The sequence below is a fragment of the Paraburkholderia sp. BCC1884 genome, assembly GCF_900996225.1.
Lineage (GTDB): Bacteria > Pseudomonadota > Gammaproteobacteria > Burkholderiales > Burkholderiaceae > Paraburkholderia.
This window is the reverse complement of record NZ_CAAJGL010000011.1, coordinates 49,481-69,660: the sequence shown is the minus strand read 5'-3', so window position 1 is coordinate 69,660 and position 20,180 is coordinate 49,481. Positions and strand designations below refer to the sequence as shown.

Genomic DNA, 20,180 nt, shown 5'->3' with positions numbered 1-20,180 from the left:
GCAAGCCGCAAGGAGCCTGTGATGACCCAGATGGCGCTGGTGATCGACCTGAATGTCTGCGTGGGATGCCACGCCTGCGTGACGAGTTGCAAGGAGTGGAACACATCGGGTGAATCGGGCAGTCTCGCCGACCTGAATCCCTACGACGCGAATCCCTCCGGCACCTTCTTCAACCGGGTGCAAAGTTTCGAAGCGGGCACCTACCCGAACGCGGAGACGATCCATTTTCCCAAGTCGTGCCTGCACTGCGAGGACCCGCCGTGCGTACCGGTCTGTCCGACCGGTGCGAGCTATAAGCGTAAGGAAGACGGGCTCGTGCTGGTGGACTTCGACCGCTGTATCGGCTGCAAATATTGCGCATGGGCGTGTCCGTACGGCGCGCGTGAACTCGACGAAAGCCGCAAGGAGATGACCAAGTGCACGCTGTGCGTCGATCGTATTCACGACGAGAATCTCTCCGAACGCGATCGTCAGCCGGCCTGTGTGCTCGCGTGTCCGACCTCGGCGCGCCTGTTCGGCGATATCCACGATCCGGAGTCGGTCGTGTCGAAGGCAATCGAGGAGCGCGGCGGCTATCAGTTGATGCCGGAGTGGAACACCCGGCCCGCGAATCATTATTTGCCGCGTGTGCCCACCGAGGCCGCGGGTTGCGGCAGCGGCGGGTGTTCGTGCAAATCGTCCGGTTCGCTCAGCGAGCCGGGGCAAGAAGCGCAAGACAGCGGAGTTCAGGAATCGCTCGAAGCGAAACTCGAACGTGGCGAGTTGCATCTCGCGTCGATGGCAACGCGCATCTGATGACTTTGTCGACAGGGACTTCAAGATGAATCCTGCCTTTTCGGTGGTGTTTCTCACGACGCTCAGCGGCGCGGCCCAAGGTTTGCTGATCGCGCTGGTCGGGGTGGAAAGCGCCGCGCAACTCGGACTGCTGGCGGCGCCGGGCGCGGCGTTCTATGTGACGGGCGCGCTTGTGTCGCTGCTGCTGGGCGGCCTTGGACTAATCGCCTCGTTCTTCCATCTCGGCCATCCCGAACGCGCATGGCGCGCGATTGCGATGTGGCGGACCTCGTGGTTATCGCGCGAATGTCTGGCGTTGCCGGTGTTTCTCGCTTGCGCGTTTTTCTATGGCGTCGCGCACTGGTTCGGCTCGCCCTGGTCGCTCGCGATCGGCTGGCTCGGCGTGCTGGCGAGCGCCGCGCTGTTCGTCTGCACGGCGATGATCTACGCCTGTCTGCGCTTTCTGCAGGAATGGGCCACGCCGCTCACGCTGGTCAACTTTGCGTTGCTCGGTTGCGCTTCGGGCTTCACGCTGGCCACGGCGCTCAGCGCGTGGTTCGTGCCCGCGCCGACCACCGGGCTCGCGCTGTGCGCCTGCGTGCTGACGCTGGCGGGTTGCGCGAGCCGCTCGGCATCGCTCGTGCGCAATGCGCGCTTGCGGCCGAAGTCGACCGTGCAGAGTGCCACCGGCATCAGCAATCCGAAACTCGTGCAGGTGTCGCGTGGTTTCACCGCAGGCGCATTCAATCTGCGCGAGTTCTTTCACGGCAAATCGGCGGGCACGCTGCGCGGCATCAAATGGGGCTTTCTGGCAGGCGCGTTCGTCGCGCCCGTCGTGCTGATCGCGCTCGGTGCGAGCCTGCATTCGATCGGCTTTTCACTGACCTTGCTGGCTGCGGCCTGTCTCGTGCAATACGCGGGTCTGGTCGCCGAGCGCTGGTTTTTCTTCGCCGAGGCGAAGCATCCGCAGAATCTGTATTACGCGAGAGTGGGATGAAGTCCGCTGCGGGCCAATCATGCACGCAGCTTCTAACTCATCCGCACGCACCCACTTCGCCGCATGCCGTGCAGAAGTCGCAGCCGTCTTTGCGGATCACGGCATTCGCGCCACACGATCCGCATTTGCGGCCGAGCATCGTGTGCAAGCCTTGCGCGCCGCCGGGCTGTGACAAACCGGGTGCCCCGGTTTCGTCGGCCGGCGCCGCACGGATGCCAAAATCGGCTGACAGAGCTGTCTCCGTCTTCATCTGCCCACGCGGCAAACGCGCCAGCATTCGCGACGGCACCTGATCGCCTTCGGCGTCGAGAAAACCGCGCCGATGCAAAATCTGCTGGATCGCGAAAGCGAGCGCGGCGACTTCCGAATCGTGCCAGCGCGGCGTGCGATGCCCGTCGAGTCGCTGCACGTCGCCCAGCCGGACCTGGCCGCGATCCCACGACACCTTGCGCATATCCTGCAGATTGCGCGCGACGAATCCACCTCGCGCGGCAAGCGACAGCGAACGCATGGTCGCCGTGATCCATTGCTGCGATTCGTCACGCTGACCGGTCGGAATGAAAAACTCGATAGGTCGTTCGATCGCCACGTCTTCGCCGCCGAGCCGTCCCGTGACCTCGATAAACGACACCGCCACGTAGAGCGACTTCTTGCCGGCCTGCGTCAGATATTCGACCTTCTCGATGATCGCCGGCAACTCGCCCTTGGGCCGATGATCGATGGCGATGCGCAACGGGTCCTGATCCGCTTCGGTCAGCGCGTCGTCCGTTTGTGTGGGCGGCGGGCTCACGCTCAGCACCGCGCCGAGCGTTTCGTTGGGGCGATAGGTCGCAAGACCCTTGAGGCCGTTTTTCCAGGCGTCGAAATAGAGGCTTTCGAACGCTTCGAACGGATAGTCCGCCGGCACGTTCACGGTCTTCGAAATCGAGGTGTCCACGTAAGGCTGCACGGCCGCCATCATGTCGAGGTGGTCGCGCGCGGACATCTCCAGTGCACTGACGAAATAGTCGGGCAGCTTGCCGGTGTCGCCGCCGAGTTCACGATAGAGGCGGTACGCGTAGTCCTCGACATCGAACGATTCGCGGCCGCCGTCGGCCATCACCTTCATGCGCGTGTAGGTCCACGAGAAGGCCGGTTCGATGCCGTTCGAGGCGTTGTCGGCGAACGCGAGACTCACCGTGCCGGTCGGCGCAATGGAGAGCAGGTGGCTGTTGCGGATGCCGTCGCGGCGGATCGCGGCCTTGATGTCGTCGGGCAGACGCGAGGCGAAGGTGCCCGCTTCCAGATAGCGCGCGGCGTCGAACAGCGCGAATGCGCCGCGCTCGCGTGCGAGTTCGACCGACGCCCGATACGCCTCGTCGCGCATCAGGCGGGCGATGCGCACCGCGAAGTCGCGGCCTTCCGGCGAGTTGTAGCGCAAGCCGAGCATGACGAGCGTATCGCCGAGACCGGTGAAGCCCACGCCGATGCGGCGTTTGGCGCGCGACTCGTCGTGTTGCTGTTGCAGCGGCCAGAGCGTGACGTCGAGCACGTCGTCGAGAAAACGCACCTGGGTGCGGGTGCGTTGGGCGAGGCCGTCCCAATCGAATGTGGCTTTGCCGCCCTTCATCTGCGCGAACGGATCGAGCACGAAACGCGTGAGGTTCAACGGGCCGAGGTTGCAGCACCCGTATGCCGGCAGCGGTTGTTCACCGCACGGATTGGTGGCACGGATGGTTTCCACCGCGCGCAGGTTGTTGTCCTCGTTCATGCGCGAGATGAAGACGATGCCGGGCTCGGCGACGTCGTAAGTGGAGCGCATGATGCGATCCCAGATCGCGCGCGCGGGGCGCTCGTGATAGACCCACAAACCGTCTTCGCGCTGGCGCACGTCACCCGCCGCGCGCAGCGCGGGCGATGGCTCGGCGCGATGCACGAGTTGCCAAGGCTGATCTTCCTCGACGGCGTGCATGAATGCGTCGGTCACGCCGACTGAAACATTGAAGTTGTTCCAGCGGCCTTTCGAATGCTTGGCTTCGATGAATTCGAGCAGGTCGGGATGATCGCAGTCGAGCACGGCCATCTGCGCGCCGCGTCGCGAGCCGGCACTTTCGACCGTGCGGCAGGAGGCGTCGAACACGTCCATATAGCTGCACGGCCCGGAGGCCGACGAACTGGTGGTGTGAACGCGTGCGCCTTTGGGCCGGATGGCGGAGAAGTTGTAGCCGACACCGCCGCCGCGTCGCATGGTTTCGGCCGCTTGCAGCAGGGCGACGTAGATGCCGGGCAGGCCTTGTTCGTCGACGCCCTGAATCGCGTCGCCGACCGGTTGCACGAAGCAGTTGATCAGGGTGGCCGCGATGCCGGTGCCGGCCGCGCTCATGATGCGGCCCGCGCCGAGCGCGCCGTGCCGGAGATTGTCGACGAAGCGCGCTTCGACCGATTCGCGCAGTGCCTCGGGTTCGGCCTGGGCTACGCCTCGGGCGACGCGTTTGAAAACGTCGTCGGCCGATTGTTCATCGCCTTTGGCGTATTTTTCCAGCAGGACGTCGAGGGAAAACTGTTGCGGCGCGACGAGAGGAGCGGGAGGCGTTGATGCGGTGTGGGTTGCCGGCGTGTCTTCTGCCATGGTGAGCCCTCGAACGGCGCCGCAAGGGCCGCGGCGCTAGGTGGAAGTGCGGGTCACGCAACCGTCACGCGTTCGGCCGGCAGGGTGACTCGACGCAAGGGATCCACCTTAGCGCACGCGGCGTGGCGCCGCAATCGGGTCTCAGACGGCGCACTCCAGCAGTTCGGCGCAGATCATGGCGGAGGCATTCGAAGGCGCCGGACGTTCGGCCGGCTTGAAGACCGCGTCGCCGCGGCGGATCTTGCGGCGCGACACGGCGCAGGTCCCGGACGTATGCGCCGAGCGACGGCGCCAGCGCTGTTCGCCGTAATGACATCGTCCCGGTTCGACCCAGCGGATCACCAGCGTCGTGTCGGAGCGCTCGAGAATCTCGATGCGCACGCCATTGGTACCGTCAAGGGGGATGGACTCTAGGGTCATCGTCGTCGGCTCCGTATTGTGGTGTGCCGAATGTAGTCCCGCGCGCGCCGGATAGCCATTGTGCTGCCGTTGAAACACTGTTCTCGTTTCAGCAACAATGAAACTTGACAAGTACGCTCACTCGCAACGACGGGGCTTTGCGGGGCGTATTCACGGGAGTTTGTGGATAGCGTGCATTTTTGCAACGCAGTGTTGTGTGCGGCGCGACAAGGACTACGCCTGCAAACGGGGCCGGCGCTTCCTTTAAGATGGAGTTATTGATGAGCGACCGTGTGACATCAGTGTAGCGGATATGAATTTTTCCGGTCGGCTCACGCGCACGCAAACGCGAACACAAACCTCGGCGGGCTCGTCCCGATAGTCAGAAAGGCCTTCATGAATTCACTCCCACCCGTTGCACCGCCCAAACCGCTGGACGCGCCCGACGCACCGGATCGCAGGAAGAAGCAGAAAGCCGCGCTGCTCGTGCTGTACATTGGGCTGGTGCTGCTGGCTTTGTGGGTCGTGCGCGATTTCATCGCAGTCGTGGCCTGGGCCGGCGTGATCGCGATTGCGCTGTGGCCGCTGCTGCGCAAGGTCGAGGGCAATCGCTGGTTCACCGGACGCACGACCCTGATCGCGGCCGGGTTGACGCTGGCTATCGCGCTGCTGGTGGTGTTGCCGGTGGGCATTGCGATCGCGCAGGCCTTGCGCGAAGCGCATGACCTCTACGACTGGTTCAAAGACGTGGAAGAAAACGGCATCGCCATGCCGGACGTGATCCAGCATCTGCCGATGGGCGTGCAGCAGGTCACCAGCTGGTGGCAAGCCAATCTCGCTCAACCCTTGCGCGACTCCGCGGCGATGAAAGGCCTGCACAGCACCACGGTCATCACGTGGGGCCGGCGCTTCAGCTTGCGCGCGGCGCATGCAGTGGTGGTGTTCGCCTTCATGCTGGTCACGCTGTTCGTGATCTTCCAGGCGGGGCCACGTCTGTCCGGTTCGCTGATCAAGGCGGCGCGGCGCGGCTTCGGCGAAGACGGCGTGCGGCTTTCCGAGCGCATGGCCGCGGCGGTGCGCGGCACGGTGTCGGGGCTGGTCGTGGTGGGGCTGGGCGAGGGCGCGCTCATGGGCGTCGCTTATTTCGTGGTCGGCCTGCCGCACGTCGCGCTGCTCGCGCTGATCACGGCGGTCGCGGCGATGCTGCCCTTCTGCGCGCCGCTCACATTCGGTCTGGCGGCCTTGTGGCTGGTCTCGCAGGGGTCGGTGGCCGGCGCGATCGGCGTTGCCGTGTTCGGCTCGGTGGTGGTGTTCATCGCCGAGCACTTCGTGCGGCCGGTGCTGATCGGCAACGCCACGCGCCTGCCGTTCCTGCTCGTGCTGTTCGGCATCCTCGGCGGGGCGGAAACATTTGGTCTGCTGGGCATCTTCATCGGCCCCGCGCTGATGACGGTGTTGATGGTCTTATGGACCGATCTCGTGCAATAACTGCACGCGGTTTGCAGGCGGATTCAAGGCCGCTGGGTCGAGGGATGCTCCTGTGCAGCAGGCTTCACGCAACGGGCGGTGTACTGCAATGCCGCAGGCAGGAGAGCGCTCCAGACATCCCAGGTATGGCCGCCGTCGATGATGCGCAGCGCCGCCGGATTGCCTGCGAGCCGCAGATGCGTGTAGAGCGTGGACGCGTCGGCCTGGATCGCGAGGTCGTCGTCGCCGGCGGCGATGAACATGGGCAGGCGATACGGCCGGCTCATATAGCGCTCCCACTGCGCCGGATAGTTGAGCTCGTGCCACACATGCGGCTCGAATTCGCGCTCGCCGAATACGCCGACGCGCCGTGCCGCCGACGCGCGCGGCGGCTCATTGGCATAGATCGCGGGACTCAGCAGCAGCGCGCCGCAAAAGCGCTCTGGCTGCGTCAGCGCGTAACGCAGCGCGCCGAAGCCGCCCATCGAGACGCCGCCGATCATCCTTGCGCTGCGCTGAGTCGCGACCGCATAGCGCGTTTCGATCTCGGGCAGCAGGTCGTCGAAGAATGCGCTCTCCCTCTTTTCCTTGCGATCGACCCACCAATCCGTACCGCCTTGTGGCATCACGATGACGATCGGCGGCATGTCCTTGCGCTCGATCAGCCCATCGGCGGCCGCTTGCAGATGACCTTGCGTGAGCCAGTCGTTGGCGTCGCCGTTATTGCCGTGCAGAAGATAGAGCACCGGCAGGCGCGGCGCGTCGTGGCGATAGCCGGTGGGCAGATAGACCGTGTAGGACCAGTCGCGGCCCAAGGCGTCGGAATGGAAGCTGCGGTTGACCACGGTGCTGGCATGCGACGGCGCGGACACGACAACGGCGACGCACAGTCCGAAGAGTGCGGAACGGGAAAATAAACGCATACCGGAATAGAGCCGAGCGGGTCGGCGCGAGGGTCAGGTGGTGGTACGCAGGCGCGCGCTGAACAGCCGGGCGACGCCGCGCCTGAAAGGCTCGGCCGCCAACGCCACGCTGAGCAGCGCGCCGACCGCGACGGCGTCGGCGAGCAGGCCGAGCGGGTAGTTCAGGTAACCGTCGGTGGCGGCGTATAGCACCGAGTCGACTACGAGCGAAATCACCGCGCCGGCGATGAAGCACAGCAATCCCTTGCGGCCGATCACGCCGACCCACGGCAGCCATTGAGCGAGCTTGTTGGCCCAGCCGAGCTGGATCAGATTCGCAACCAGCCAGGCCATGGCGAGAAAGTTGACCGCGCGCAAGTAGGAGAGGTTCTGTTTGAAACTGGCGTCGAGCGGCTCGTGTTCGATGAAGAGTTTGTAGTAAGCCGCCGCCGCGACCACCGTCAGGGCCAGCAGACTGACCAGCCAGCTCAGCCGGTGTGCGCTGATGCGCTGATAAACCGGCTGGCAACGCGCCAGCACGCCGAGCACGAACAGCAACTGCCAGGCGAACGGGTTGAAGTCCCAGTGCATATCGGGCGCGGCGGGCAGATAGGCGTCGATCGCCGGCGCGCCTGCCCACAAGGCGATGCTGCCGGCCAGCAGCAGCCACGGCTTGCGGCGCGCGAGCGGCAGGATCATCGGCACCAGCAGCGCGAAGAAGGCGTACATCGGCAGTACCGAGGCAAGATACGGCTGACGGCGGAACAGCAGGATGTCGCGCAAGGCTGCCACCGGCGTGTCCATCAGATCGTCGAGGTCGGTGGTGGCGAGGTTCGGGCCGTCGATGCTGAACGCGCTCAGCACGGCGCTGACCAGCAGCATGAGCGCAGCAGTTACGAGGAACGCGCGGTAGATCTCCAGCGAGCGCCGCAGGAAACGGCCACGCGCGATCGTCTCGTTGCGCCGCTCCGCGAGCGCCGCATACGCGGTGGCGGTCGCGAAGCCGCCGAGGAAGACGAACACTTCGGCGGCGTCGCACAACGCGTAGGCGTGCAACGTGAAACGCGACAGAATGCTGCCGCCGATGTGATCGACGACGATGATCAGCAGAACCAGCCCGCGAAAAAAATCGAGCTCAATTAAACGGGAAGACGTTTTTTGCATTGTGTGATGCCGGAATGTATTGCCAAAATCAGCCCCGTGCGACGGCGCGCTATCTCAGCGCAGCGGACGTCTCACAAGGCTTTCTGAATATCGGATGGGGAGTTGCGCCCGGTCCCGGCGCAATGGCAGGGGCTTGTGAAAATGACCCCGTTGAAACCACCGAGTTCCGCCGCGGAGCGGCGAAAGCTTTCGATTATATTTCTTTATGTGACAGCGCCGCTGCCAACCCGGCAACCCGCAAGCCGCATCTGGGCGCGCTGCAATTCAAGTCCCGCGGGCGCCGCGCCGTTTACCTGAATGAGCGCCAGGAAAGAAGAGGGCAGCACGGCCAGTGGAGATTTCGCAACATTTTAAGAGAAGGAAGCGGGCCCCAATGGACGGCGGCCTAACGGCGTGTGAGGATTTCCGTAAAGCGCGCCGGGTCGAACGGCACCTGTCAAAGCGCTGACTAAAAAAAGCGGTCGGATCGAGTTGTCCCATTGCTCGAGTGCAGGGAGATCTTCATGAACAAGCAAGTGTTCGCGCTGGCTGTCTCCGCCGCTTTGTCTGCCGCATTCGTCACGCCTGCGTCGGCGCAAACCAGCGTCACGCTGTACGGCGTGCTCGACGAGGGCATCAACTACACCAACAACGCCGGTCGCGGCCATGTCTACGAACTTGCGAGCGGCGACGCGCAAGGCAGCCGCTGGGGCCTCAAAGGCTCGGAGGATCTGGGCGGCGGCCTGAAAGCGATCTTCCAGCTGGAAAACGGCTTCGACGTGAGTTCCGGTCGTTTCAATCAGGGTGGTCGCATGTTCGGCCGGCAGGCCTTCGTCGGCTTGAGCACGCAGACATTCGGCAGCCTGACCGTGGGGCGCCAGTACGATTCGGTGGTCGACTATCTGGCCCAGACCACGGCCAACGGCGCGTGGGCCGGCGAACTGTTCTCGCACCCGTACGACAACGACAACACCGACAACTCGTTTCGCCTCGACAACGCGGTCAAGTACACCAGTCCGTCGATTTCCGGCTTTCAGTTCGGCGGCGTGTACAGCTTTAGCAACGACACGAATTTTGCCAACAATCGCGCCTACAGTTTCGGCGGACAGTATGCGTACGGCGGACTGCTGGTGGCGGGCGCGTATCTGCAGGCTGACAATCCGGGCAACGGCGCAATCGGGGCGATCACGGCGAACGACGCCAGCTTCATCGCCGCCCGCATGCGCGTGTTCGGCGGCGGTCTCACCTACAACTTCGGTCCGGCCACCGCGGGCTTCGCGTACACGAATTCGAACTATCTGGATCCGACCGGCAACGGCTATCTCGGCGTGACGCCGCTTCTGCCGCCGGGTGTGCTGTTGAACTCGCTCAAATATCAGAACTTCGAGGTGAACGGCAAATACCAGATTTCACCGATGCTTTTCGTCGGCGCGCAGTACGTCTACACGATGGAAACTTACGACGCCTCGAACGGTGGCGTCAAACCGAAGATTCACTCGTTCGGCCTGATGGCGGATTACAACTTGTCCAAGCGCACGGACGTCTACATTCAGGGCGAGTATCAGCAGGTGACCGGCGACCCGACCTATTCGATTCTCGACGACGCCTTCACGCCCGGCACCCAGGCGCCTTCCTCGACCTCGAAGCAGGTTGTGGTGCGCGCCGCGATCCGGCATAAATTCTAGCGAGGGTTGATCCGCGCACGAGTGCGTTCAGTTCATCACGTAATTCTGAAACAGAATGCCGACGATCACGCCCGCCGGAATGCCGAAGCTTCTGCCGCGCAAGGTCGCGCTCAGGTCTTCGTCAAGGACGAAACTGCAGCGGCGTTCGCGCCACACGGTTTTATAGGCCAACGGCTTTGCGTCGACGATGACCAGCGACACCAGCGCGGTCACGACGACCTGCGGCACGGCCTGCAGTTTGGCCATGAACGGCGACAATTCACCGGCGTGGCACAGCAGCACCATGACGACGGCGGCCACCAGAGTGCCGAAGAAAAAACCGTTCATGAACCGGTTCGCCGAACTGAGAGAATCCACTTGCACCTCAACTTCTTTCGTCAACGGGGTGACGCCGACGAAGCAAAAATAATCTGACGGAAAAACGACCGTTCAGAATATTTGTTTCAGTGAGTTCTCTCCATCGGCCGTTTCCTCATGGGGCGTCGGATAGGTCGGAAAGACGCCGTCTTTCTACGCGGCGAACAGATTCAGCCTGGCGTACTGCAACAGCATGATGGTCTTACCGTCGACGATCTCGCCGCGCCCGATCATCGCAAGCGCTTCGTCGACCGGCAGTTCCAGCACTTCGATGTCCTCGCCTTCTTCGGCCACGCCGCCGCCCGCGCCGACTTTCGCCACCGCATCGTATTGGGCGACGAAGAAGTGCAGTTTCTCCGTGACCGACCCCGGACTCATGAAGGCTTCGAACACCTTGCGTACTTCGTGCACGCGATAGCCGGTTTCTTCCTCGACTTCCGCGCGAATCCGTTCTTCGGGCGACGCCGCCTCCAGCAACCCGGCGGGCGCCTCGATCAACATGCCGTGATGACCGTTGACGAAGGCCGGCAGGCGGAACTGCCGCGTCAGCACGACTGTGCGCCCGCGCGGATCGTAGAGCAGCAGCGTGGCGCCGTTGCCGCGGTCGTAGGTTTCGCGACTCTGACGCTGCCAGCTGCCGTCGGCGCGGCGGTAGTCGAAGGTGGTCTTTTTCAGCACGTACCAGTCGTCCGACAGCACCTCGACGTCGACGATCCGCACCCGTTCGGCAATCTTGTTCATAGCTCGCATCCTTTCCCAGAGGGTTCGCAGGGCGGTTCGCACCGCAAGCGAATCATGGTATCGTGCGATATCGTGCAAAAACAAGTAATTTCGTGCAAACGTCGCCGGTCACCATGCTCACATCGCAAAGAAAACAGTTGATACTCGACGCGCTCAAACGCGACGGTCAGGTGGTCGCCAAGACCTTGAGCGTCGAATTCGACGTGTCGGAAGACACCGTCCGCCGCGATCTGCGCGAGCTTGCCAGCGAAGGCCGCCTGCAGCGCGTGCACGGCGGCGCGCTGCTGGCGTCGCCCGCTGCGGCAGACCTGGCCGGGCGCGAGCGGATCGAATCGGTGTCGAAAGCGGCGATCGGCCGGGCTGCGGCCGGCATGATCGCGCACGGGCAGATCGTGTTCATCGACGGCGGCACGACGGCCGTGCAACTGGCCCGTCACCTGCCGCGCGACCTGCGCGCGACGATCGTCACGCACAGCCCGAGCATCGCGGTCGAGCTCGCAGACCATGCGCAGCTGGAGGTCATCATGATCGGCGGGCGTCTATTCCGGCACTCGATGGTCAACGTCGGCGCGGCGGCGATTGAAGCGCTCAGCCACATCCGCGCCGATCTGTACTTCATGGGCGCGACCGGCGTGCATCCGCAAGCGGGTTTGAGCACCGGCGATCTGGAGGAAGCCTATGTGAAGCGCGCCATCGCCGGGCACGCAGCGGAGACCGTCGTGCTGGCGTCGGCGGAAAAGCTCAATGCGGCGTCGGCCTACAAGATCGCGGACGTGACGGCGGCGAGCACGCTCGTGGTGGAGCGGAGCACGGCCGAAGCCTTGAGCGCGCCGTTCGAAGCCTTGGGTATCACGATCGTTCGGGCGTAGTGCGGCGACGTAATTGAACCGCTCGGCGACCACACTAAATCGCCACGAAAACCGCCGTAAAGCTTCGTAATAGCGGTTCATACCCAATCCGTTATTTATGAAATAGCGGGACAAAATTTGACCCACCCGATGGCGAATCGACGTGATAATCGCCGGCTTTGCCCCCGGTCGGGCAGAGAATAAATGGCAACTCACGGTAGTTCAAGGTCAATCAGATCGAACGCGGCGTAACCGAAGCGATGCTTGTCGCAGTTCGCCGATCGTCGCTACGCGCGGGCTCGAAGACGCGCGCGTAGTTCGAAACCCTCCCTCGAGGTTCCAGCCGTCCAGTGCGCCTATGGCCGCACGCCGACGCGCGCGCGACGTGATGGCGCGCCGCTTCTGCCGCCGGGTTGCCGTCGTTTTCACTAAAGGAGAAGACCATGGGAAAACTCGACCTCTCGCGGCGCAGTTTTCTGAAGGCCAGCATCGTGGCGGGCGTGTCGGTGTATATCGCGCCGATCGGCAGCCGCGCATTTGCTGCGTTGTTCGAAGAAAAAATCCTCACGCCGGTGCAATGGGATGCGGCCAATGGCCAGGCGAAATTCCGCATCGACGGGATTGCCAAGGTGACCGGTTCGAAAGTCTTTGCGCGCGACATTCGCGCCGCCGACATGCCGCACTGGCCACAACAGCAATCGCACGCCTTCATTCTGCGAGCGACCCAGGCCGATCGCAGCTACGAGGGTTTCGACCTGACGCTGCTCGGCGACGAACTGCAACCGGACCGCGTGGTTACCGCCGACGATCTGACGCGTGACGGCCTGGTCTTCCCGGCGTTTTACGGCGACGACATGTTGCTGCCGCCAGGCAAGACGCCGGCGTATCTCGGCCACGCGGTCGCCATCCTGATCTATCACGATTTCGCGCGCTTCCGTTTTGCGAAAGACAAACTCAAGTTCCAGGATCAGATCATCCGTTACGGCGCGCAGACCGGTCCGCTCGAACGCGATCCGTGGGGCACGTTCCGCTTCGTGCGCGTGGGAGGCAAGACCGCCTACGACGACGATATCTTTTCCAGCCTGAAAGACGCGCCCGTATTCCCGAGCGCGATGCGCAAGCATCAGCCGGTGTGGCCGGACGGCGTCGAGCACGGCAAGCTCGACGAGCAGGGTATGTTTCATGCCGCACAGATCCAGCAGGAACTGGATCAGCCGTCGGCGGACTGGCTCGTGATGGAGCGCGAGTACAACACGCAGTCGATCGATACCGCCGCACTCGAACCCGACAACGCAAACTGCTGGTACGACGCCGCGACGCAATCGCTGCATATGGTCGTGCCGACGCAGGCGCCATCGGAGGTGGTCGACAGCGCCGCCGGCATGGTTGCGAAGTGCGCGTTTCCGGTGAAGAACGTCTTCATGCACCCGTGCTACACGGTCGGCTACGGTTCGAAAGATCACTTCAACGTGCCGTTCTACGGGCTCGTCTGCGCGATGTATGCGAATGGCCGGCCGGTCCGTCTTGCCAACGATCGCTATGAGCAGTTCCAGACCTCGCTGAAGCGGCACGCGTTCAAAATGAAGTACCGCGTCGCCGTCGATAAAAAGAGCGGCCTGCTGCAATCGTTCAAGGCCGAGATGGAAGCGAACGGCGGCGGACGCTGCAACTTCTCGCCCTCGGTGGCGATGGTCGGCGCAACGGCTGCGCAGTCGATCTATTACTTTCCGAAGAACGATCTCTCGGCGGTGGCGATTGCCTCGCGTGCGGTCGACGCCGGTTCCGCGCGCGGCTACGGCACGCTGCAAAGCATGGCCGCGACCGAAATGATGGTCGACGAAATCGCCGCGCAATTGAAGCTCGATCCGATCGATTTCCGCCTGAAAAACGCGCTGCGTTCCGGCATGAAGAACACGCAAGGCGCGGTGCCGGCGGGTGCGATTCGCGTCGACGATGTGTTGAACAAGGCCAAGGTGCATCCGCTGTGGGTGAATCGCGCGAAGCGCAAGGCCGAGTTCGAGACCGCGCATCCGGGCAAGCGTTACGGCGTGGGTTTCGCCTGCGTGCAGAAAGACTTCGGCACGGGTGCCGAGACTTCGTTCGCGAAGGTCGAGTTCACCGCCGACGGCAAGATCAGCCTGCAACACACGGCCGCCGAAATCGGCACGGGTGTATCGACTTCGCAGGCCATCGCGGTCGCGAAGTGGCTCGGCAAACCGGCCACCGACGTGCACGTGGCGCTCACCGACTGGCCCGATCTGCCGGTGGTCACGAGCGGCGATCCGTACATGACGTCGCAGGCGGATCAGGACAAGCTCGCGGCCAATCCGCGCTGGTCGCCGGGCTACGCGTCGCCGTCGAGCGCGACGAACTCCGCGTTCTATTTCACGCACAGCACGCGCGAAGCGGCACGCGTCGTGTTCACGCACGGCTTGTGGCCGGCGGCGATGGCGATCTGGAGTCAGGGCAGCGGCGGCGGCCAGGCCGCGCCGCTGGTGGTGCGTATCGAAGACGCGCGCTGGGTCGACGGCAAGCTCTCCGCGGCGGGCCTCGAAGCGTTGCCATTCGAACAGCTAGCCAGCAAAGCGCACGAACTCGGACTCGTGACCGGCGCAACGGTGCACGTGTTCAATCGCTGGCAATGGACCGAAGCCGACTTCGAGATCGACGGCAATATCGTGCGCTTGCCGCTGGACGGTCTCGCGCTGCGCTACGGCGACCACGCGCCCGACGCGCTCAAGAAGCTGCAGACCACGCCGAATCAGTACCGCGTGCTCGATCGTCAGCGTGTCTTCATTGCACCGGTTCAGCGCAACAACGCCGCGGTGACTTACTACAGCGCTGTCGGCACGCTGGTCGAGTTGTCGGTTCATGAGGCGAGCGGCAAGGTCGAGTTGCTGGCGCATCATTCGATCATGGAGTGCGGCAATCAGATCTCGCCGCAACTCGTGTCGGGTCAGTTGCAGGGTGGCCTCGCGATGGGCATCGGCCACGCGCTGCACGAGTATCTGCCGCTTTACGAAGACGGTCCCGGCAACGGCACGTGGAACTTCAATCGCTACCACCTGCCGCGCGCGAGCGACGTCGCCGTCTGGACCCAAACCGGTGAAGTGCTGCCGCCGCTCACCGACACCGATCCGCCCAAGGGCATCGCCGAAGTCGTGATGATTCCGGTGGTCGGCGCCATCGTGAATGGCATCGCCCACGCGATCGGACATCGCTTCACCGACCTGCCGGTCACATCGCAACGTATCCAGGAGGTGCTCGCATGACGGCCCCCACTCAAACTCAAACTCCCGCTGCAGCCGCCAGCGCGCCGGCCGCCACCGTGGTCGAGCGTCCGTTGACGCATTTCCGCACGCTGCCGCTGTCGATCAAGGTGAATGGCGAAATCGTCGGGCCGGCCGAGGTGCCCGCCGGTCTGATGATGATCGACTACCTGCACGAATATCTGCATCTGACCGGCTCGCGACTCGGCTGCGGCCAGGGCGTCTGTCATGCGTGCGTGGTGATCGTCGACAACCCCGACGGCACCAGCGAGGAAGTGCGCACCTGCATCACCGGCGCGAACTTCTTTCACGGTAAAACCATTCGCACGATCGAAGGTCACGCCAAACGCAACGAAGCCGGTGAAGTCGTCGAACTCTCGCCGCTGCAGCAGAAGTTTCTCGAGCACTTCAGCTTTCAGTGCGGCTACTGCACGCCGGGCTTCGTGAATGCGGCCACGGTGCTGATCGAACGTCTGAAGCGTCAGCCGGTGACGAAGGACGAGGTCGAGGAAACCATCACGGCTGCGCTAAACGATCACATCTGCCGCTGCACGGGTTACGTGCGCTACTACGAAGCCGTGAAGGAAGTCGTGATGACAATGCCCGGTCTCGTGAAGGACGCCGCATGACGAACCGCCCAATCAACTTGCGCCGCGCGCTGTTGCTGCTCGGCACGGCGCTGGCGCTGAGCGCGTGCGGTCAGCACGACGACGCGGGAGCCGCGCGGGTCGCCGCAGCCGCGGCCCTGGGACCGCAAGCCACCGCCGCCGATCCGCTTGCGCGTGGCCGCTATCTCGTCAAAGCGGCCGATTGCGCCGCCTGCCACACCACGGCAGAGGGCGCGCCGTTCGCCGGCGGCGTGAAACTGGCCTCGCCGTTCGGCACTTTCTACGGCACCAACATCACGCCCGACAAGGAACACGGCATCGGCAACTGGAGCGCGGACGACCTGTACAAGGCGCTACATGACGGCGTCACGCCGAGCAAGCAGCTCTATCCGGCGATGCCGTACACGTCGTATCGCCAGTTGTCGCGTGCGGACAGCGACGCGATCTACGCCTACCTGATGGCACGCAAGCCGGCCGCGGTGGCGAACCATGCACCGGAACTGTCGTTCCCATTCAACCTGCGCTTCGGCGTGCGTTTCTGGAACTGGGTGTTCCTGCAAGATGCATTGCCGGATGCGTCGAAGGGACAAACGCCCGAAGCGTCGGCCGACTGGAAGCGCGGACGCTACCTGGCGAGCGCACTTGGTCATTGCGCCGAGTGTCACACGCCGCGTGGCAAGTTCGGCCAACTCGACGGCGCGAAGCCGCTGACGGGCGCGGCCCTCGGCCGGATCGCCGCGCCGGATATCACGCCTCACGGTCTCGCCGCGCGTGGCTGGACAGCCGCTGATCTGCAGACTTTCTTCGCTACCGGCATCGCGCCGCAGGGCTCGGCATTCGGCGAGATGTATCCGGTGGTGCATCTGAGCAGCCAGTATCTGACACACGACGACTTGCGCGCCATGACGACCTACCTGCTCGGCGATACGGCGCCTGCGCCGCGGCCGTTGCAGCCGTTAAAGTCGGTCTCCGCGGATGCTGCGCAACTCGAGGCCGGGCGCAACGTGTATCTCGCGGTCTGCGCCGGCTGCCACGGTGCGAATGGCGAAGGCAAGCCGCACGTCGCGGTGCCGATGCGCGGCAACTCGACGCTGCGTCAGAGCGATGCCCACAATCTGATCGTCGCGATGCTCGACGGTATCGGCGCACAGGATTTTCCTGGCCTCGAACGGATGCAGGAGATGCCAGGCTTCGCCAGCCAACTCAGCGACGCGGAACTCGCTCAGCTCGCGAACTATCTGCGCGTCACGTGGGGCGGCCAATCCGGCGTGGTCACGACGGATGCGGTGCAGGCGTTGCGATAACCGTTGTCATGCGTGAAGCGCCGCAGTTCAGGCGCTCAACGTCGAAGTGAGAAGCCGGCGCCCGAAATCAAGTGGGCGCCGGTTTTTTTTATGCGCGCGCTTGGTCCTCATGCCTTGCGATTCAAGTTTTGGCGGTGATTTGCCGTTAGATCGTAGGCAGCCGTGTGCTCGCAGGCACGCCGCTGCACAACCGGCCGTACACGTTGCACCTGCAACGAAGTCTGCGTGAGCGGGCGTAACGGTTGTATCGGTTGTATCAATCTGTGTGGGATGAGGCGTTTTTTATAAGACGCACTTTACAATTCCGCGTGAATTTTAATCGGCAATCTGGCCCCTTTCTCGGGAGATCGCCGTAGTTGGCGTCGGGGCATTCGGCGTGCGGGCGTCCGGCGAGAGTGGCGGGTTGGGTTGGTCGGCAGGGCATGGGATGAGCGTCGCACGAGGCGACCTCGCTATCTCGCAAAAATCGCAGCGCGGCTTCAGGCACGCGCGCATTGCACGAGCCAAGGCGACATCCGGCCCGGCCAATGAACAAGGCAGGAGTCGCACAAGATGGGAAAGCGTTTCGACAAGACCATGAAGGCCAGTCTGACTGGCGTGTGGGTGGCGCTGGCGGTCAGCGGTTGTGCGAATGTCGGGCAGCAGGGCGCGCAGACGGGAGCGGCATCGGCAGCATCGGGTGTGCCGGTTGCGGCCGCTCCGGTCGCCGGGCCGTCGGCAAGTTTGCCGGTCGCGGCCGGCGCCGATCAGGGCGCGCCGCTCAAGAAATCTCCGCCGCTGGTGTATCGCGTCAAGCGTGGCGATACGCTCGCGCGCATCGCCCAGCATCATCATTGCAGCGTGCGGCAGTTGCTCGCGTGGAACGACTTGAAGAAAAACTCGCGTCTGAAGCTTGGGCAAGTGGTGCACGTGGCGTCGCCGGAAACGGTGAAGGCGGTCAACGCGGCCAACGCGGCGGCGGCCGCTTCGGCGAAGGCCGCGAAAACCGCAGCGGCGGCAGCACCTGCTAGTGCGCAGGCTGGACAACCGGCCGTACTGGCTGCAGCGGCAACATCGTCGACTGCGACTGCGACTGCCAACGCCAACGCCAACGCCAACGCCAACGCCAACGCCAACGCCAACGCCAACGCCAACGCCAACGCCAACGCCAACGCCAACGCCAACGCCAACGCCAACGCCAACGCCACTGACGCCCAACCCGCATCCCCCGCCCCGAGCGCAGCCCTGGTGCGCGAAGTCGCGCAGCAAACCGGGCGGCATGCCAGCGGCGTCGCCCTGGCGTGGCCGGCGGTCGGCAGCGTGCTGGAAAGTTTCCAGCCGGGCGAAACGCGCGGCATCGAGATCGGCGGCAAGCCGGGTGACCCGGTGCGCGCCGCGGCGGACGGCAAGGTGATGTACGCCGGCACGGGTCTGAACAGCTACGGCAGTCTGATCATCGTCCAGCACAACAAGGATTTCCTGACCGCTTACTCGCACAATCGCAGGCTGCTCGTCAAAACCGGCGACATCGTGCGGCAAGGGCAGCAGATCGCGGAAATGGGCGACGAAAACAACTCACGCGTCTCGGTCGGTTTCGAGTTGCGTCACGACGGCAAGCCGATCGACCCCATGCCGTTCCTGCCACAAGGACGCGGCTAAGCCCCGTCGATCGAACCGGCGTCGAACTAGCGTCGAACCAGCGCAGCGCCGCGGCGACGATCGCCTCCGGCGCGTCTTCCTGCACCAGATGCCCGGCGTTCGGCACGGCCTGAAAGCGCGCCCGGGGAATGGTATCGGCGAGCGCCTGTCCACGTTCCAGCGGAATCCACTGAAGATGTGCGCGCAATGCCGTCGCGCCGCTGTCGGGAAGCGGCTACGGCTGCATGGCGATGCGCCGTCCGATTACTTTTTCTCCTGCACGCCACGCAATAGTTGCGACACCTGGCCATGCAGATGCAGGATCGCCGGATCGGCCTGCAGAAGCGGCAGGTAGCGCGGCAGAAAAGCATTGTTCGGCATTTCGGCTGAAAAGAGACCCACCACGGCTTCAGCGGCGCCGACCCGGTCGGCGGCATCGGCTTCCTTGTCGTCGAGAATTTCATCGACGTTGGCGATGATCGTCGAGAGCGGCGTGAGCCACTTGAACCCCGAGCCGTTGATGAGTACCTGCAGGAAAGCCGCCGGCGTCACCGGTCCGAATTCCTTTTCGTACATCGCGCGCTCGTGATCGAGAATGGCTTTATGCAGCGTCAGAAGCGGCTTGCGAATGTCCGAGAGGAATTGCGCGCAGGTCGAGTCGTTCATGGTGCTGCTCCTTCGGATAGTAGGCCGGATCGCGTCGATATTAACGCATCGGACTGAATCCCGTTCCCAGCGCGCCGTCGCGGCGCACGCCTGCGCCGGGTCCGGCACGCGCCTTGTGCACGCGCGCGGCGAACTTCTTTATGCGCGACTACAATTTGGCGGTCAGTTCTGGCGCATCCGCGTCGCGCATCAAGCCGCCTTTGTGTCGAAGTCGAATCGCCGCGCTCATTAGTCCGGCTCCTCGAATAAACGCGGCAAGTCACACCGTTTTGGTTCGACGTCTCTGTCTAAATAGCTGGATCAGCTCGATAAACAATAACCCCACCCGGAGCCGCTCAATGACTACGCTTACTATCAACGGTCAAACCCATACCGTCGACGCGCCACCCGACATGCCCCTCCTGTGGGTCTTGCGCGATCTGGTCGGCCTGACCGGCACCAAGTTCGGTTGCGGCATTGCGCAATGCGGTGCCTGCACGGTGCATCTCGATGGCGTCGCGGTGCGCTCCTGCGTGCTGCCGGCCGCCGCGGTCGGCGACCGGAAAATCACCACCATCGAAGCGGTCGGCAGCACGCCTGCCGGGCAGAAGGTGCAGCAGGCCTGGCGTCAACTGGACGTGGTGCAGTGCGGCTACTGTCAGTCCGGGCAGGTAATGTCCGCGGCTTCGCTGCTCGCGAGCAACCCCCAGCCCACCGACGCGGATATCGATGCCGCCATGGCCGGCAACATCTGTCGCTGCGGCACCTATAACCGCATCCGCGCTGCCATCAAGCAAGCCGCGAAGGGGGCCTGAC

The 20,180-nt window shown here is 63.9% G+C and carries 17 protein-coding genes and 1 pseudogene; 10 read left to right on the top strand and 8 right to left on the bottom strand.

The window, feature by feature from the left end:
- Positions 1–21: 21 nt before the first annotated feature.
- Together FQ705_RS00350 and FQ705_RS00345 are read left to right on the top strand one after the other, a co-directional pair.
- Positions 22–795, top strand: a complete 774-nt coding sequence (locus FQ705_RS00350) for a 4Fe-4S dicluster domain-containing protein (protein ID WP_144137489.1) — start codon at positions 22–24, stop codon at positions 793–795.
- 25 nt (positions 796–820) lie between these two features.
- The gene (locus FQ705_RS00345) at positions 821–1,771 is read left to right on the top strand and encodes a dimethyl sulfoxide reductase anchor subunit family protein (protein ID WP_144137488.1); all 951 of its coding nucleotides are present in this window, start codon (positions 821–823) and stop codon (positions 1,769–1,771) included.
- A 37-nt stretch (positions 1,772–1,808) separates the two neighbouring features.
- Here FQ705_RS00345 and FQ705_RS00340 read toward each other — a convergent pair whose 3' ends face one another.
- The gene (locus tag FQ705_RS00340; RefSeq protein ID WP_144137487.1) at positions 1,809–4,379 is read right to left on the bottom strand and encodes an adenosylcobalamin-dependent ribonucleoside-diphosphate reductase; all 2,571 of its coding nucleotides are present in this window, start codon (positions 4,377–4,379) and stop codon (positions 1,809–1,811) included.
- Between the two features lie 141 nt (positions 4,380–4,520).
- Complete coding sequence (locus tag FQ705_RS00335; RefSeq protein ID WP_144137486.1) at positions 4,521–4,799, bottom strand: DUF3331 domain-containing protein; 279 nt, start codon at positions 4,797–4,799, stop codon at positions 4,521–4,523.
- Positions 4,800–5,174: 375 nt separating this feature from the next.
- On the opposite strand from FQ705_RS00335, the gene FQ705_RS00330 reads away from it, so the two are divergent.
- Complete coding sequence (locus tag FQ705_RS00330; protein ID WP_144137485.1) at positions 5,175–6,266, top strand: AI-2E family transporter; 1,092 nt, start codon at positions 5,175–5,177, stop codon at positions 6,264–6,266.
- A gap of 23 nt (positions 6,267–6,289) precedes the next feature.
- On the opposite strand, the gene FQ705_RS00325 is transcribed toward FQ705_RS00330, so the two are convergent.
- Both FQ705_RS00325 and FQ705_RS00320 read right to left on the bottom strand, forming a co-directional pair.
- Positions 6,290–7,168, bottom strand: a complete 879-nt coding sequence (locus tag FQ705_RS00325) for an alpha/beta hydrolase (protein WP_144137484.1) — start codon at positions 7,166–7,168, stop codon at positions 6,290–6,292.
- A 33-nt stretch (positions 7,169–7,201) separates the two neighbouring features.
- Positions 7,202–8,311 (bottom strand): OpgC domain-containing protein, encoded by a 1,110-nt coding sequence (locus tag FQ705_RS00320; RefSeq protein WP_144137483.1) that lies wholly within the window; start codon positions 8,309–8,311, stop codon positions 7,202–7,204.
- A gap of 503 nt (positions 8,312–8,814) precedes the next feature.
- On the opposite strand from FQ705_RS00320, the gene FQ705_RS00315 reads away from it, so the two are divergent.
- Positions 8,815–9,975 carry a porin gene (locus tag FQ705_RS00315; RefSeq protein ID WP_144137482.1) on the top strand — a complete coding sequence of 387 codons (1,161 nt, stop codon included), beginning with the start codon at positions 8,815–8,817 and terminating at the stop codon, positions 9,973–9,975.
- A 27-nt stretch (positions 9,976–10,002) separates the two neighbouring features.
- Here FQ705_RS00315 and FQ705_RS00310 read toward each other — a convergent pair whose 3' ends face one another.
- Positions 10,003–10,302, bottom strand: a complete 300-nt coding sequence (locus tag FQ705_RS00310) for a hypothetical protein (RefSeq protein ID WP_260854347.1) — start codon at positions 10,300–10,302, stop codon at positions 10,003–10,005.
- A 183-nt stretch (positions 10,303–10,485) separates the two neighbouring features.
- Positions 10,486–11,073, bottom strand: coding sequence for an NUDIX domain-containing protein (locus FQ705_RS00305; RefSeq protein ID WP_144137481.1), 588 nt, complete (start codon positions 11,071–11,073; stop codon positions 10,486–10,488).
- Positions 11,074–11,186: 113 nt separating this feature from the next.
- On the opposite strand from FQ705_RS00305, the gene FQ705_RS00300 reads away from it, so the two are divergent.
- The 5 genes from FQ705_RS00300 to FQ705_RS00280 all read left to right on the top strand — a co-directional run bounded on the left by FQ705_RS00300 (position 11,187) and on the right by FQ705_RS00280 (position 18,740).
- Positions 11,187–11,942, top strand: coding sequence for a DeoR/GlpR family DNA-binding transcription regulator (locus FQ705_RS00300; RefSeq protein WP_144137480.1), 756 nt, complete (start codon positions 11,187–11,189; stop codon positions 11,940–11,942).
- Between the two features lie 422 nt (positions 11,943–12,364).
- Positions 12,365–15,193: a xanthine dehydrogenase family protein molybdopterin-binding subunit gene (locus FQ705_RS00295; protein WP_144137479.1), complete on the top strand. Its 2,829-nt coding sequence runs from the start codon at positions 12,365–12,367 to the stop codon at positions 15,191–15,193.
- Positions 15,190–15,819 carry a (2Fe-2S)-binding protein gene (locus FQ705_RS00290; RefSeq protein WP_144137478.1) on the top strand — a complete coding sequence of 210 codons (630 nt, stop codon included), beginning with the start codon at positions 15,190–15,192 and terminating at the stop codon, positions 15,817–15,819. The genes FQ705_RS00295 and FQ705_RS00290 overlap by 4 nt, the downstream gene beginning before the upstream one ends.
- Positions 15,816–17,102 carry a c-type cytochrome gene (locus FQ705_RS00285; protein ID WP_144137477.1) on the top strand — a complete coding sequence of 429 codons (1,287 nt, stop codon included), beginning with the start codon at positions 15,816–15,818 and terminating at the stop codon, positions 17,100–17,102. The genes FQ705_RS00290 and FQ705_RS00285 overlap by 4 nt, the downstream gene beginning before the upstream one ends.
- A 552-nt stretch (positions 17,103–17,654) precedes the next feature.
- Complete coding sequence (locus FQ705_RS00280; protein ID WP_144137476.1) at positions 17,655–18,740, top strand: peptidoglycan DD-metalloendopeptidase family protein; 1,086 nt, start codon at positions 17,655–17,657, stop codon at positions 18,738–18,740.
- A gap of 37 nt (positions 18,741–18,777) precedes the next feature.
- On the opposite strand, the pseudogene FQ705_RS34375 reads toward FQ705_RS00280, so the two are convergent.
- Positions 18,778–18,912, bottom strand: a pseudogene (locus tag FQ705_RS34375) (alpha/beta fold hydrolase); the annotation flags it as partial.
- 71 nt (positions 18,913–18,983) lie between these two features.
- Positions 18,984–19,385: a hypothetical protein gene (locus FQ705_RS00270; RefSeq protein ID WP_144137475.1), complete on the bottom strand. Its 402-nt coding sequence runs from the start codon at positions 19,383–19,385 to the stop codon at positions 18,984–18,986.
- A 338-nt stretch (positions 19,386–19,723) separates the two neighbouring features.
- Here FQ705_RS00270 and FQ705_RS00265 point away from each other — a divergent pair, with 338 nt between their 5' ends.
- Positions 19,724–20,179: a (2Fe-2S)-binding protein gene (locus FQ705_RS00265; protein WP_144137474.1), complete on the top strand. Its 456-nt coding sequence runs from the start codon at positions 19,724–19,726 to the stop codon at positions 20,177–20,179.
- The last annotated feature ends 1 nt before the right edge of the window (position 20,180 follow it).